General features: G+C 49.0%; 17 protein-coding genes. 8 read left to right on the top strand and 9 right to left on the bottom strand.

The features are described 5' to 3' along the window. Positions 1–13 precede the first annotated feature (13 nt). The 9 genes from H8S55_RS06465 to H8S55_RS06425 form a co-directional block, all read right to left on the bottom strand. Positions 14–859, bottom strand: a complete 846-nt coding sequence (locus H8S55_RS06465; RefSeq protein ID WP_186878274.1) for a HipA domain-containing protein — start codon at positions 857–859, stop codon at positions 14–16. Positions 860–1,038: 179 nt separating this feature from the next. After that, positions 1,039–1,695, bottom strand: a complete 657-nt coding sequence (locus H8S55_RS06460) for a vWA domain-containing protein (RefSeq protein WP_186878273.1) — start codon at positions 1,693–1,695, stop codon at positions 1,039–1,041. Between the two features lie 142 nt (positions 1,696–1,837). Beyond that, entirely contained in the window at positions 1,838–2,056 is a 219-nt protein-coding gene (locus H8S55_RS06455; RefSeq protein WP_186878272.1) for a hypothetical protein, read from the bottom strand. Positions 2,057–2,130: 74 nt separating this feature from the next. After that, on the bottom strand, positions 2,131–3,126 hold the full coding sequence (locus tag H8S55_RS06450) for an O-acetyl-ADP-ribose deacetylase (protein ID WP_186878271.1): 996 nt from the start codon (positions 3,124–3,126) through the stop codon (positions 2,131–2,133). A 35-nt stretch (positions 3,127–3,161) separates the two neighbouring features. Beyond that, positions 3,162–4,388, bottom strand: a complete 1,227-nt coding sequence (locus tag H8S55_RS06445; protein WP_207721783.1) for a hypothetical protein — start codon at positions 4,386–4,388, stop codon at positions 3,162–3,164. A 102-nt stretch (positions 4,389–4,490) separates the two neighbouring features. Beyond that, positions 4,491–4,850: a YccF domain-containing protein gene (locus H8S55_RS06440; protein WP_108979790.1), complete on the bottom strand. Its 360-nt coding sequence runs from the start codon at positions 4,848–4,850 to the stop codon at positions 4,491–4,493. Positions 4,851–4,871: 21 nt separating this feature from the next. Further along, a complete protein-coding gene (locus H8S55_RS06435; protein ID WP_186878270.1) occupies positions 4,872–5,237 on the bottom strand; it encodes a DUF4186 domain-containing protein in 366 nt (121 codons plus the stop codon). 5 nt (positions 5,238–5,242) lie between these two features. Next, complete coding sequence (locus tag H8S55_RS06430; RefSeq protein WP_186878269.1) at positions 5,243–6,223, bottom strand: hypothetical protein; 981 nt, start codon at positions 6,221–6,223, stop codon at positions 5,243–5,245. A gap of 31 nt (positions 6,224–6,254) precedes the next feature. Beyond that, positions 6,255–7,202 (bottom strand): helix-turn-helix transcriptional regulator, encoded by a 948-nt coding sequence (locus tag H8S55_RS06425; protein WP_243200483.1) that lies wholly within the window; start codon positions 7,200–7,202, stop codon positions 6,255–6,257. Between the two features lie 336 nt (positions 7,203–7,538). Here H8S55_RS06425 and H8S55_RS06420 point away from each other — a divergent pair, with 336 nt between their 5' ends. The 8 genes from H8S55_RS06420 (at position 7,539) to H8S55_RS06385 (ending at position 13,582) form a co-directional block, all read left to right on the top strand. Further along, complete coding sequence (locus tag H8S55_RS06420; protein WP_243200482.1) at positions 7,539–7,961, top strand: zinc-finger-containing protein; 423 nt, start codon at positions 7,539–7,541, stop codon at positions 7,959–7,961. Between the two features lie 14 nt (positions 7,962–7,975). Next, on the top strand, positions 7,976–8,527 hold the full coding sequence (locus tag H8S55_RS06415; protein ID WP_119347357.1) for a sigma-70 family RNA polymerase sigma factor: 552 nt from the start codon (positions 7,976–7,978) through the stop codon (positions 8,525–8,527). A gap of 62 nt (positions 8,528–8,589) precedes the next feature. After that, positions 8,590–9,276, top strand: a complete 687-nt coding sequence (locus tag H8S55_RS06410) for a hypothetical protein (RefSeq protein WP_186878266.1) — start codon at positions 8,590–8,592, stop codon at positions 9,274–9,276. Between the two features lie 76 nt (positions 9,277–9,352). Continuing rightward, positions 9,353–9,802, top strand: coding sequence for a hypothetical protein (locus H8S55_RS06405; protein WP_186878265.1), 450 nt, complete (start codon positions 9,353–9,355; stop codon positions 9,800–9,802). Between the two features lie 247 nt (positions 9,803–10,049). Then, entirely contained in the window at positions 10,050–10,481 is a 432-nt protein-coding gene (locus tag H8S55_RS06400; RefSeq protein WP_186878264.1) for a single-stranded DNA-binding protein, read from the top strand. 97 nt (positions 10,482–10,578) lie between these two features. After that, positions 10,579–11,397, top strand: coding sequence for a hypothetical protein (locus H8S55_RS06395; protein WP_186878263.1), 819 nt, complete (start codon positions 10,579–10,581; stop codon positions 11,395–11,397). Positions 11,398–11,419: 22 nt separating this feature from the next. Continuing rightward, complete coding sequence (locus tag H8S55_RS06390) at positions 11,420–13,228, top strand: AAA family ATPase (protein ID WP_186878262.1); 1,809 nt, start codon at positions 11,420–11,422, stop codon at positions 13,226–13,228. Positions 13,229–13,246: 18 nt separating this feature from the next. Beyond that, positions 13,247–13,582 (top strand): hypothetical protein, encoded by a 336-nt coding sequence (locus tag H8S55_RS06385; RefSeq protein WP_186878261.1) that lies wholly within the window; start codon positions 13,247–13,249, stop codon positions 13,580–13,582. Positions 13,583–13,597: the final 15 nt, after the last annotated feature.

Genomic DNA, 13,597 nt, shown 5'->3' with positions numbered 1-13,597 from the left:
GCTCCTTTCCATGTTACAACTGGCGATATGCGTACATAAGGATCTTTTCATACCGTTGCTGCAGCATGACTTTATAGAAACGCTTACGCACCTCTGAGATCCCTTCCACTTCGTCAATAAGAGCATTGATTTGATTAAAATCGATGCGAGGTACAATTCGCTTTAGGGCATCATTGCAAGCTTCGAATTGCAAGCTGCTGATCACTTCAAAATAGGAACTTTTGCGATTCTTCACCTTGATGTGGGAGGTGGGGAACTTATAGATCCGTTGGTCAATTTCTTCCTCGGAGGAGAGTACGGCCTCCAGCTTCTCGTCCGTATTCAGCTTCGGATACAGACTTGAACCATTGTCATATACCGGGGCGATCCGGTAGTGATTATCTTTCTTAATGAAGCCCCAGTTCCCGCCATGCCGGTCAAAATTGCCGATCAGAGCATCCACGATGAACATATCCCAGAAACGGTCGATTGTCTCCTCGACATTTGTTGACTTCATATTCTCCCGCAGCATTGCGGTAATATCTTCATAAGTGTACTGATAGAGCTCTTTGTCTCTTTCCAGCGAGCTTTCGCCGACACCGTTGAAGGCAACAAGATCATCCTCGGGCTCTAAGAAATTCTTCATAACGACTACATTCTTGCCCTCATAAGTGCCAAGGAAGGTTTCCTGTACGGGAATACCAATAAGTTGAAAAATATGGCTTCCCAAATACTCAGAAACATAATTGAAGGTCAAGCCCACTTCGGAATTCTTCTGAAACTTAACAATATAACGAAACCCGTCAATGATGATTTCAAACTTCTTTTCTGCCCCAGAGAATAACACGGGTGTCTTTTCGTACTTGCTGTAATCTCTCATGATAGACCTCCAATTTTGATCTTCACCATTATTATATCCGCAACGAGCAAAAGTGTCAATAGAGCTGATATATATTTTGATACATACGTAAACTGACGAGTATGCATCAAATGAAAAAGCCGCACCATTTACATGGTGCGGCTTAGGAGATAGTACTAACCGTGTCGAAATCGATGCGGTTAGTCTTTTTCACCCTTCCGGGTCTTATAGTCCGCTTCAATTGGCGCTTTCCAATCGGCACTCATAGGAGCTCCGCTTCTCATGCTTGTAATCGCGCAGCTGACCACTTCATAGTTCAGTCTTGTCCCCACGCTGTCGGAGTGGTAATTGACCGCGCGGTCTTCACTAATACCAAAATGCTTCGCCGTCTCGACGGCGTCAATATTGGCGCCGAGGAACAGGAATTCCCAACCATACTTGCTCTTCTCATGCTCGATCATCTGTTTAACACGGGCGCTATCATAGAGACGGCTTGCATTTTCCATTCCATCCGTCGTGATAACAAACAGGGTGTGCGCTGGAACATCTTCCTCCCGCGCATACTTGTGGACGTTGCCGATGTGGTGGATCGCGCCTCCAATCGCATCCAACAAGGCGGTGCAGCCGCGCACGCAGTATTCGCTATCCGTCATGGGCTTGATGTCTCGGATATTGATGCGGTCATGGATCACTTCGCTGACATTGTCAAAGAGGATAGTGGAGACCAGCGCTTCGCCGGGAGCTTTCTTCTGCTTTTCAATCATGGCGTTGAAGCCGCCGATTGTGTCGGACTCAAGTCCACTCATGGAACCGCTGCGGTCAAGGATAAAGACGATCTCAGTCAGATTCTTATTCATTGCAAATACCTCCAATAAATTATGGCTGTTTGGTGTTTCACCTTACAGCCATATCTTACTTTGATATTCGCTTCATTTGGTCGCTTGTTAAGCGACAATTCAATGAAAGGCGCAAGCAAGGATGCTTGCGTCTCTGGATTTCTCAGGATGTGTGATGTGCGTAAAACTCGCTCTCTGCAACACGAATCACGAAATTGTATTCCAGTCGATTTGCCTTGGACATGTCGATGTTATACCGCTTACTGACCTGACGCAAATAGGAAAAATACTCTTTGTCCTCACGAGTCAACGGAGACACCCAGCCTGTCCGTGAAGCTTGATCTTCTACCTGACGCAGATACTCAAGCTCTTTTTGTTCCATCGCAGCACACCTCCGGAAAAGATAGCATATCAATCAGGGTTCCACCGACGAAAAGTCGCAGCACCTGATAACTATTATGCGCCAATCAGGCTTTGATCGAATGCAAACAGCGCCTCATTGATCTCAAATACATTGTAGTTTCCTCGCTCGACAAAATACTCCACGATGATGTCGAATTTGCTGGAGTGCGACAGGGCAAATCCTGCTTTCGAGAGCATATCCTCCAATTCGTCAAGCGGCAATTCGAGTGCAAGCGCAAAGGCAATCACAGTAGGCTTTGATGGTCGATAGAGCTTATCCGTCCGAATCTTTGAGAACAGCTTTCGATCGATGTTGGCCTTCTTATAGCACTCTGCATCCGTCATGCCACACTCATCAATCTTACGCAGAAGCATCTCGGAAAAGCTCTCGTCGATCTGCTTCAGCGCATCGTCCAGGGATGCTGCCTTTGTTACCATAGGGGCAGCGGGGATAGGGCAGCTCTCTTCCGCTGCAAGGCTATGCAGCCGGCTGATCCGCTCAGCATAGCTGTCTCGATGCTCTTCGACATATCGGTCGTCTATGTAGGCGTTGATGTCCACAAACAACTTGCTGCTGATCTGATACGCCTTGCGATCGAAGATGACGATGTAAACCATCATATCATTTTCAAGCAGAAAACTGCTGATCGTGTCGATAGCTACTTTGAGCGCCTCATCCTTTGGATAGCCGAAGATTCCCGAGGAGATCAGAGGGAATGCGACCGACTCGCAACCATGCTCCTTTGCGAGCGCGAGTGACGTCTGGTAGCACGAGACAAGCTTGTCATGCTCCCCATACTGCCCACCGCACCAGCGAGGGCCAACCGCATGGATTACATATTTGCATGGCAGCTTATATCCCTTTGTTATCTTAGCACTACCAGTTTTGCATCCATTGAGCATTTCACATTCGGCCAGGAGTTCCGGGCCGGCGGCACGATGAATGCAGCCATCTACGCCGCCACCACCCAAGAGGGAACTGTTTGCGGCATTGACGATTGCGTCAACCTTCATTTTTGTGATGTCATTTCTTACGATCTGGAGCGGCATAAATGGACCTCCTGTGATAGCTGCCTTTTGAGTGATCAAACGGCGAGCTTCTTTGGCAATAGATATATCTTTTTATCATCGAAGCAGATTTGCTCGGTACGGTTATAGATCTGGATCATCTCATCCATCTTTTCCATGAACATCCGTGTGCCAGGATTGCCTATGAAAGCGAACCGGTGTACGGCATCCTTTTCCATATCGAGAGCACTCTTCTTCAAGTGTATCCCGCCATCCTGAAGGAATTCATCAACTGGCCCCTCTTTTACAAGAGGGATACTTCCAATGAATTTCCCGACTGCATTTCCTGCCGTGCCGATACCTTTCATGACATTAGCATCTACTGCTGAGTTACTCAGTTTCTCTAAATAGTGTGAGCTCTCCTCGAACAAATCGTGGTAAGCGTCCGACATCTGCTGCAGTTCATCCCGAATCCCGGAAATATAGGATTCTTTGAAATTGCCGCTGAGCATGACCTCCATGAGAGATGACAGTGAGAATGTATAAAGGGACAAGCGATAGTATTTGAATTTCCTCTCCAAAGAGGCGAACGCCTGCTTTACGCCAGCCTGTGTGACGATATGCGGCTTCTTCCCAATCGACTCAACGATCTTCTTCTGATAACCAAGCATGTTTTTGCGTGCGCGATTCTGGTAGGTAAGGACTTGATTATGATTGCCGCTGACAAAACGTTCATTGTCCCAGTTGTCCTTATACTTTTTGATGATGCTCATGAGACTTTCAACATCCGCTTCTATCTCAGATTCCTTTTCAATTTCAAGGAACGAGATGATCTGCCTCTGCATATCCTCAATTTCCCCAAGTTCCTGTTCGATTGAGAATAGTGCGACCGCCATCATCATAGTGGCGGGATTGAATGCTGCCGCTGTCTGTGTGGTAGCGGTAATTGCTCCTGCTTCCTGCAGCTGAACCATTTTAGACGCTCCATCCGCAGTTTTGAGTGAGGCCCAGAAGTTTCCGTTCTTTGCCGCTTTCAGTACATCACCGACACCAGCATTGGCTATGGTATAGAAGCCATCTGCTGCGATGCTCGTCGTCTGCGTAACAGTATTCAACGCAGGGATGAGCGAAGAGACTCCAGCGCCAAGCGTAGAGAGTTCCGCAATAGGAACGCTTAACACACCGCTGCTGTTCAGAGCAATCCTTGCATCCGCCAAGAGGCTTTGGGTAATATCCAATAATGCCACCGTATCACCGCCAGGCTGAGTCTCTATAGCGGTATTCGTATTGATGATCTCTCCCATGTCTTATCCTCCTCAATCGATTGAGAGTGTTCTCATTAGAGTCGTTGCTTTTTTCGCGGATTGGAAAAAGGCCATGTGGGAGCGGTCGCATACAATATTGCTTTACACGACCGATGCCCCGAAGGGCATTAAAGACAGCTTGGCCATTTTGAAGCATTGCTTTCCGATTGGAATGCCAAGGATCGTGATGCACCAGAGACAGCCCAGAATGCAGTATCCGATTGCCATCTCAAGGCCAAAGAAAATGATCCAAATTAGGTTGACGAGGAAGGAAAAGCCTCCACCGCCATACACAACTTCTTTCCCAAATGGGAAAAAGGCGAGACTTGCGAATTTGAAGCATTGCAGGCCAACGGGTATGCCGATGATGGTAATGCACCAAAGACAGCCGGCCAGTACCCAGGCAAGCCCGCCAATCAATCCTCCAAATAGGAACCAAAGAATATTTCCAATCGTAGACATAGTTGTCACCTCAATTTCTCGCTATTTCGCATCCGTTGCAAGCTGTCGCTCGATCCATGCCATCAGCAACCTCACGATGCGTTTCTGCTCATCCTCCGTCAGCTCACGCCCTATCGGAACATGATACCACTTGTTTAAGCAGCTGCGACAGCAGCAGGCGCAGGCATGCTGGGCTATAAACACTGGATGCCCGCGCATCGGTGTCTGTTTGCCGTCATTTGGGATGATCGCCGGCGCAATCCGCGTTCTGATGAAGTCGGCCGCATGATGCTGAATGGTTTCCATGCCCTTGCCCATTATGTACTGCCTGTCCTTTTCACTCAAATGGAACTTTGCGCGGAAAGCAGACTGTTGTAGGCGTAAAAGTGTTTGCTCAATGGTTGACATGTTGCTCACTCCAAGACCTTCAGTCCCAACTCTTTCATCTTGCGAATGATATCTTTCTCATCCATCATTCCCTCTGGAGATGATGCCTCCTGACCAGGGAATGCTCCGATACCGTTAAACTTAGCTGCCAGCTCATCCGGTTTCCAACCGCAGGTACACCACAAGCGGCTTCCATTGTGATACTGCACGATGAGCTGCATAAGAGTATCTTGCTGCTTTTCCGTCAGGCGGACACCTACCTCGCACAATTCAATCAGCATATTCTGGATCATATCCGTTGTGCGCAGATGACCAACATTCTCGGCTCGCCGATGAAACCGCATAATCTTTTCCGCCTCTGTACCGCTGTACTCTGCCAACAGGGCAGAATAAGTGGCGGGGACTTTCTTGTAATAATCCAAATTGAACCGCTCGTTCAAATTGAGAAAAGAAAACTCGTTTAATTTCTTCCCGCGATTCTCATTCGGATAGGTTTTACGTTGTTTTGGGGCGCACTCCATCGCCGTGGACTTCAGGTTCCCAATAAAATCTGCGAGTGATTTCTCCTCTACAGATGCTGTTGGTTCCGCATATGAGAGAAAATCATCGGGGACACAATAGGGGCGATCATCGCGCTCGTCCATCAGTGCATAGAAGGAAAACATCTTACCATAGCCAGCACCAATCACTTCTTTTGATACGATGTGCCGATCCAGATCATTGTGCGGTTCTTCCGTGTACAGTTCTTCAATCTCATAAACCCAATAGGGTTGCACCTCTCGACGGACAATAGAGGAAAAGGCGATAAGATCGCGTCGATGAATCCGCGGCACATCGCTTTTTAGCTCCTGATAAACCGACCATACATCGCGAAGGGCGATGGTGCCATATAGATTTGCACAGGCGGCGAATAGAGAATGGAGGAAAGCACATGTTTCCGTTGATAAACCCGCCTGTGTATATAGGCGCTCTAGAGATTTCTCAGATAGTGGTTTTGGGTAGGACATATATAGCTCCTCCGCTTCCATAATTCAGGCGTTATTCGTATTGCTCGGCAATCGACTTGACGTGCTCCGCCATCTGCTTGACTACATCATCAGGCCCAATGACCTTCGCCGCCGTCTGAAACCCGCAGAGCCACGCAAAGAACTGTGGGCTGACGATCACATCTGTCCATACTGTAAAGTGATCTTCTCCATCCGGGACTAAGATCACATCCCGCCCGAGACGGTCGAGTACGGCGCCCACGAGATGATTTTCGAAACGGAGATGAACCTTGACCTCCTCGCCGGTGAACATGCCGAATGTCTTACGCGCATAGACGGCCATATCGAGCGCCTCGTAAGCGTCCTGACCATCTCGTTCTTCATCCAGAACGGTGATCTTTTCCATCTTATCGACGCGGTAGTGTTTGATGATCCCTGCAGCAGAATCAAAGGCCACCATGTAGTAGTTCTCATCGTCCCATGTCATTGCAAATGGGCTGACAACATAATAAGCTCCACCATGTCGGTACACGCGCTCCTTGGCGACATTATACTCGAAATACAGGAACCGGATCTTCCGATTACTTGAGATGCCGTTATGAATCTCATCGACATTATAGTAGATGGACTCATTCATCGTCTTGATCCTGTTCTTCACGAATACCTGCCGGTTGAGCAGTTGTGCGCTATGAATGCTGGCCAGCTTTTCAATCTTTTTGATCAGGGACAGCGTTTTCTTATGGGTAATAAATTTCGAGGATTGGACGCTATCCACGAGGAGCTTGAGCTCCGGTAGTTCAAAGTCACGGCTTGCCACGTAGTAGCCGTGATTGTTCCCCTCAGATACCTGGATGATGTCCAATCCAAAATCTCGTAGAGCATCGATATCACTATAGATCGTCTTTCTCTCCGCAGTAATATCATGAGACTTCAGGTAGGCAATGATCTGGCTGGTGGTTACGGCATGGTCTTCATCTGAGTTCTTCAGCAGGTACTCCATGATGTAGATAATCTTCAGCTTCTGAAATGAGGAGCGAGGCATATGTTCATCATCCTTTCAACTCGGTCAAGCCGTTTTCTGCAAGGCAATGATATCATAGCATAAAACCTGTCCAATAGAAAGGACAACCTTTGCCTAACACGGTTAAGCCTCCGCTTCAAGTTTGACTTATCCTACAGAACTCAATATCCCGTTTTAGAGCTATTGCATTTTGCGTGCAATAGCTCTTTTTCGTCCGTTCACAAAAAGTTTACAAATTTCTTTTCAAAGCGACGGGGGGTACCCCCCTGTTTTTTGAGTGAACTCTAGTAGAACGCAAAAAAGGAGATGACCATTTTGAAAAAAAGAAAGGCCCGAGCCCAGCGCAGTAGATCCTTCCGCTGTCCGCATTGCGGGGCGGCCATGATCCTGAGACCTGCATCCGAAATCTATCATGATGCGAAATCTGACCGAAAGCTCTATGTATGTCACAACTATCCCGCCTGTAACACCTATGTTGCGGCACACCCGAATACTGACAAACCAATGGGTGTGCCGGCGAATGGGAATCTTCGGAATCTCCGTATTCAGGCTCATCGAAAGTTCGACCTTATCTGGAAGAACGGGATCATGACTCGTGAAGAAGCTTATCGCTGGTTCGCGGATTCATTCGGACTTAGCCTGCGTGACGCTCACATCGGCATGTGCAGTGAGTATCGATGCCGTGAGCTGATCCGCCTCTGCAATGAAGTACTTGCCAGAAACAACTGTGTCGCATAAAGGAGGTGCTCGACATGACTGATTATCAAGACGCCCTGGTGCTGGAGAATTTGGACCTGGTCAACTGGGTCATCCGCACGCGCATTTCCATTCCGAACCGTCCACTCCTGACCTATGATGACTTTTACGCCATTGGTTGCGAGGCTATCTGCAGAGCGGCGCTGAAGTATCAGCCGGATATGGGAGCTTTTGCACCTTTCGCCTGCCGGTACATTTACAATGCCATCGTTGATCACTGCCGCGCAATGAACTACCGACTGGAAAGAAGTGTAGAGATCAGCGAAGATGAAAATGCCTCTCTTCTCGATATGCTGACTTGCACTTCTGTTGATTTTGATGAGACCGTAACGGATGCCACCGCTATGTCTGCGCTTGCTGCCTGTAAGGAGAAATACAATGGCGTCGCTCGAAAAGGTGTGGAAGCCATCGAGATGAAGCTGAAGGGCTATGAGGCCACGGAGATTGCAAAACACTATGATACGAGCGTAAATAACGTCAACGCATGGATCTCGCGTGCTCGCAGCAAGCTCCGTAACGAGCCAGCATTATTGGAAATCCTGTATTGAGTTGTTGTTCTTCGTCTCGTATCTTCGTAAGAAAGAACAGAATGGCTGAGGAGGAGAGCATTATGATGACATTCTATGCTGCCGCTGGCAGTTATCAGATTCGCAATGAAGACGGCAAAGATATGCCTTATATTATGCGGCTTGGGAAGCTCCAGCCAGTTTCTATTCCGGAGTTCAGTATCTGGAGTATGTTGCTGTGGGATGTCCTGACGCATGACGAGCTCCGCAAGAAATATTTTGAAAAGATGGAGGAAGTGAAATTGGATCCCTCCGGATTTGAGAAGGCACTCGAGATGCTCGTAAAGCGAAAGCTCATCATCAAAGGTGTTGGATACACCGGTGCGGATGCGCTCTACAACATGCTTTATGATACCTATGTCATACCGCTGCGGGGTGTTCAGGGTACACGGCGCTTGCTGAATATCGCAAAGCTGCTCAAGCAAGGTAAAGTCAACTTCTTTGAGGCCGTCTACCTCCTGCAGCCAGATAAGGGTACAGAAGCGGAACAGCGAATCATGAAGTTGGTTACCCAGACGCCGCTGAGCGTCCCTGAGCTGGTACGATGCTTTGAAAACGATGTTCGAGATGTCAGCTCGGCCGACAAAGTGATTTCCGCCATTTATACGGAAGAATCTGACAACCAGGCGCGGCTAAACAACGCATGCAGCCTTTCAAATCATAGGCAGGATGTGCTGGAAGCAACCACGAACTTGTATTTGACACGCCAGGTCATTCTTGAACACGCATAGTATCACGGGCCGGAAAGGAGAGAATCTTTCCGGCCCTCATTTTGTCCTGCCATATCGGTAGAGAAAGGAGTATTCCATGAAAATGCCAAACCCTATCGCTATTCGTTTTGCCAAGCTGATATTCTCGATTCTGTCGATCACGGTTTTGGGAGTCATCTTTGCCATGATCTCACATGACCATAAGTTGCTTATTCTGTCCGCCGGTGTAGCGATTACGGGCGGTGTGAAGGCGTGTTCTTTCTACCGACAGGTGAGCAGGCAGCAGTACGAGTGTCTCGAGGGACTGCTTGTCCAAGAGCAGGTCAATATTCATAGAAAGCGCCACGCCATCGTTCTGGAGCTGGAGAATGGAAGCCACGTACAGCGGGTTCTGGATGGACGATATAAACTCAAAGCTGGAAGCTTATATCGATTTTACCTCAAAAAACAGACCAATGATCTCCCGAATCTCCCGGAGACCCTTCAGCCGTCCTCGACTGTATTTGGCTTTGAAGAACTCTCTTTTTCTACAAGCAAGCAGATTTAGGTACTCTGGAATGCGCATCATAGGAATGCTATGCTTACAGTGTTCTTTATTAGATGTCTTCTCCTCAGGGAGCTTTTTAAGATGTGAGCCTGTGTCATTTACGCAGGCATATTAGACAGACTTGCGGTTTGAAAGATTCAACCTGCGTCTGTCTTTTTCTATGCCAAGCAACAGCTGGCAACTTTTGAACCACGCACCGTAAGGTGTTTGGAATATTTTAAGCCGTAAGGCAGAAAGGAAAAGAATTATGCACGCAACCATCATTATGGAGGGCCGTCTGGTCACCGATCCGGAGATCAAGAGCGGAAAGAATGGAGACTACTGCACATTCCGATTTGTGGTCAACACAAAATATGGAAATCAGGACAACGCCTCTTTCTTCAACTGCACCGCAAGCGAGTACATCGCCAATCGGATGCAGAAGGCCGGCATCAAGAAGGGCCGTCTGATCGAGATCATCGGTAATCTGAATCTGCGTCCCTACGAGACGGATGATGGCATCCGTCAGATCTCTGCGGATGTCAGTGTCCTCGAGTGGCACTTTACTGGTTCAAAGCCGAAAGGCGATGAGGCGGACTCTTCGCAGGGTACGACAAAAACCGCACAGAAGAGCACCGGTAAGGTACGCCCGGAGCAGACGATTCCAAGTGGCGATGACGATGACGACCTCCCCCTCTGATCTGGACATACATATATGGGCTGTAAGTGTTGTGAATGCTTGCAGCCCATTTTGTTTTGTCCATTCCAAAATCTACATACGAAAGGACTGACTATTTGTGGCTGTCAAAAGCCGAATTGACGCATGGACCCTGCTGAGGGTTCTTGTTGTACCCTGTCTGTTTCTCTGCGCGATCTTCAAGCGCCCCATATTCCAATGGATCGCTTGCGTTGCGCTTTTTGTCTGGGTGTGTTTCGTGATCTCGAAGCTATTTCGCTCGCATAGAAAACACTGCAAAAAGATGCCCGCAGAGCAAAAGGCCTTTCCTGCGAAGCAGGAGACCAAACCGCTAACGGAGACTCCGCAAGAAGCAGATGATGATACCCGACTGAGCTTGCTCAGACAGGTCAATTATCGAATCATGGAGCAGCTGAAGCAGAGCTATCCCACAGTATCATGGCTTTGGGATACGCGTCCTTCATCGGAAGATATCAACAGAGGCTGTACGAAACGTATCAAGCTCTATCACTGTGACCCCTTCAATTTTGGGGAGGTGACACTGAGCGCGTCTGGGAAGCTGGAAATCGCGCTCATTCAGCTCGTGCCTCTTGCTGAAGCAGAGGTGCAGCCGAAGAGTGATGAAGACTTGGAGGAAAAGGACATTCTCTCTCGTAACGATGTGAAGCAATGGTACACGGAAACAGGTATTGCTCTACTCAGCGTATTGATCGATGAGCTGAATGTGCAAGGCCACAAGCGGCTTGCCATTCATGAAAATGGTGATGTCCTCGTTACCGTCGAGGGAAAGGAACAGACGGTAGATACCATCCCTGACTTTCCCCCTCGCCCCGCTTGGGACGATCTTTGTGTACTCGCTCGCGAAGATGATATCTCTGCAGAAGTGCGTGGCCAGGAACTTGCTGTGTCCTGGCCTTAATTGATCATGATGAGGTGTAATTATGGCAAAGACGAAGCTTTTCGAATCTTGGACTTTCCGGCTCCAGCTCCCACCGCCTTTTGATGACCCAAAATACTCCGGAGCAAAACCGATGGGCTTTTCGCAGTACAACACTTCCAGTACCGCTCAGAAGGCTACACTCCACGCACCTACTCTTCGCGCGCTGCTGGCCTATGCAAAGCTGGTGAGCGCAACGGAGAATGGGCAGAGTGTGGATGACCTCGGTGCCATCGGTCATCAAGGCAATACCTACCGGATCAGCGAGTACCGATCTGCCAACAAGACCGATTGTGTCGTATTCAATCCAGTTACCGGCAAGTTCAGCGCGGTACAGATTGAGGACGGCTCGCAGGTTCTGAAGCCCTATTCTTTGGGCGCTGGTAATGGTTCTGGATCTGCCCTGCTATTCTGCCTGATGCCCGTTCTCAATGAAGATGATGAGTTCCGCCAGAAATTTCAGGAGTTCACCTCACATTACGAGAACGGTTGGGCTGATATGGACGCTGCGTTCGAATGTGCGCTTGTCCTCTGCGACAATGTCTATCGTCGAATTGAGAACAGCAAGCAGTTGGGTACGGATGGCGTCAAGATCTCCATTCCCACTACTGGCAATATCTCAGTCATCACACAGATGGCAATGGATAGCGGGAACTATGCGCCGACTGGTGCCTCTTATGGCAACTTCACCATCATGCAGCTGTCAGGTAACGCTACGGCAAAAGCCACCTCGTTTCAGAAGGAAGACTTTGTCGGAAAGTACGCACTCTCTAATCGGATCCTCACAGATCGGGAGAAGGCAATGGTACCCACGCTGCCCGACTGGTACATCATTCCCAAAGAGGTCGTTCGCGTGTGCGAGCATGCCAAAGCGACGACGGCATCCAACCAGCCAATGCGAAACTTCCTGTTTCGCGGTGAGGCGGGTACCGGCAAGACTATGGGCGCACAGGCTATCGCTGCTGGCTTAAATCTGCCTTATACCCTGATGACCTGTAGTGCCAATACGGAGATTACCGACTTGGTTGGACAGTTTATTCCTGATACCAACGGCTTTCATGGCAGTACTCCTATCGAGGATCTCCCGAAGATCTCCGACATCACCATGCATCCGCCCAGTGTCTATATGATGCTGACCGGCGAATACGATGAGTCCAAGACGGAAGATGATGTGCTGCAGAAACTCATTGAGATTGCCGTTGGCAATCTCATGGAGAAAGAGGATCCTGCTGGCCAGCGCATCCGTTATGTGGATACGCCTCTCGTCGAGGCGATTAGGCATGGGTATGTCTGTGAGCTGCAGGAACCTTCCTGTATCGCGAATCCAGGTGTCTTAGTCGGCTTGAATTCCTTGCTGGACAACTGCCAGGTAATTACTCTGCCGACTGGTGAGCGTGTGCGACGCCATCCGGATACAGTCATTGTTGTTACGACAAACTCCGACTACTCCGGCTGCCGCGACATGAACCAGAGCGTGATCTCCCGAATGGATCTGATCTACGACATGGAAGCGCCTGATTTGAACACGATGGTCAAGCGCGTGATGAATGTCACCGGATTTACCGATGAGCAGGAAGCGACAAAGATGGCCATTGTCGTGCGCGATATTGCAGAGCGTTGCCGTCAAACGATGATCACGGACGGCAGCTGCGGTATGCGTGAATTCAAGAGTTGGGTGCTCTCCACGATGGTGACGAATGATCCTTATGAGTCAGCCTTATCTACGATCATCTCTTCCGCTTCAGCGGATCCGGATAATCGTGCTGAGCTGATCTCCGCTTGCCTTGAACCCCAGTATTCCAAAACGATTTGATAAAAGAGGTGTGATTTGATGAGAATTGATCGAGAGTACTTTATCCGTTTTGCTGTCGCTGTCGCGCTGGCATGCTACGACCTGCCTACTGACCGAGCAATGACCTCTGAGGAGGCGGCGCAGCTCGTGAAGTGGGTCATTGACATGGCACTCGGGCCTGACGCATCGAATGTCCAGGTGGAGCCTATGGAGAACTATCCTGCTTCCAGCAAGATGCCGCTTATTATCAGCATGGCTGGTGTGCAGCAGCATCTCTTTTGGTTCTACCCGCAGCAGTCCTTTGAGGGAATGTGCGATGCACTCTCCGCGATGCTCGGCGAGATCCCTATCAGCTGCGATAGTATCCCGGCATGATGGGAGGCTGTGCAT

Source organism: Flintibacter faecis, from assembly GCF_014287875.1.
Taxonomy (GTDB): Bacteria; Bacillota; Clostridia; order Oscillospirales; family Oscillospiraceae; genus Lawsonibacter; species Lawsonibacter faecis_A.
This window is presented reverse-complemented; position numbering and strand designations above follow the sequence as displayed.

Bases quoted from the DNA above. Each gene is read 5' to 3' on its own strand.
- H8S55_RS06465 (WP_186878274.1), bottom strand. From the start codon at position 859: ATGAGAGATTACAGCAAGTACGAAAAGACACCCGTGTTATTCTCTGGG.
- H8S55_RS06460 (WP_186878273.1), bottom strand. From the start codon at position 1,695: ATGAATAAGAATCTGACTGAGATCGTCTTTATCCTTGACCGCAGCGGT.
- H8S55_RS06455 (WP_186878272.1), bottom strand. From the start codon at position 2,056: ATGGAACAAAAAGAGCTTGAGTATCTGCGTCAGGTAGAAGATCAAGCT.
- H8S55_RS06450 (WP_186878271.1), bottom strand. From the start codon at position 3,126: ATGCCGCTCCAGATCGTAAGAAATGACATCACAAAAATGAAGGTTGAC.
- H8S55_RS06445 (WP_207721783.1), bottom strand. From the start codon at position 4,388: ATGGGAGAGATCATCAATACGAATACCGCTATAGAGACTCAGCCTGGC.
- H8S55_RS06440 (WP_108979790.1), bottom strand. From the start codon at position 4,850: ATGTCTACGATTGGAAATATTCTTTGGTTCCTATTTGGAGGATTGATT.
- H8S55_RS06435 (WP_186878270.1), bottom strand. From the start codon at position 5,237: ATGTCAACCATTGAGCAAACACTTTTACGCCTACAACAGTCTGCTTTC.
- H8S55_RS06430 (WP_186878269.1), bottom strand. From the start codon at position 6,223: ATGTCCTACCCAAAACCACTATCTGAGAAATCTCTAGAGCGCCTATAT.
- H8S55_RS06425 (WP_243200483.1), bottom strand. From the start codon at position 7,202: ATGGAGTACCTGCTGAAGAACTCAGATGAAGACCATGCCGTAACCACC.
- H8S55_RS06415 (WP_119347357.1), top strand. From the start codon at position 7,976: ATGACTGATTATCAAGACGCCCTGGTGCTGGAGAATTTGGACCTGGTC.
- H8S55_RS06410 (WP_186878266.1), top strand. From the start codon at position 8,590: ATGATGACATTCTATGCTGCCGCTGGCAGTTATCAGATTCGCAATGAA.
- H8S55_RS06405 (WP_186878265.1), top strand. From the start codon at position 9,353: ATGAAAATGCCAAACCCTATCGCTATTCGTTTTGCCAAGCTGATATTC.
- H8S55_RS06400 (WP_186878264.1), top strand. From the start codon at position 10,050: ATGCACGCAACCATCATTATGGAGGGCCGTCTGGTCACCGATCCGGAG.
- H8S55_RS06390 (WP_186878262.1), top strand. From the start codon at position 11,420: ATGGCAAAGACGAAGCTTTTCGAATCTTGGACTTTCCGGCTCCAGCTC.
- H8S55_RS06385 (WP_186878261.1), top strand. From the start codon at position 13,247: ATGAGAATTGATCGAGAGTACTTTATCCGTTTTGCTGTCGCTGTCGCG.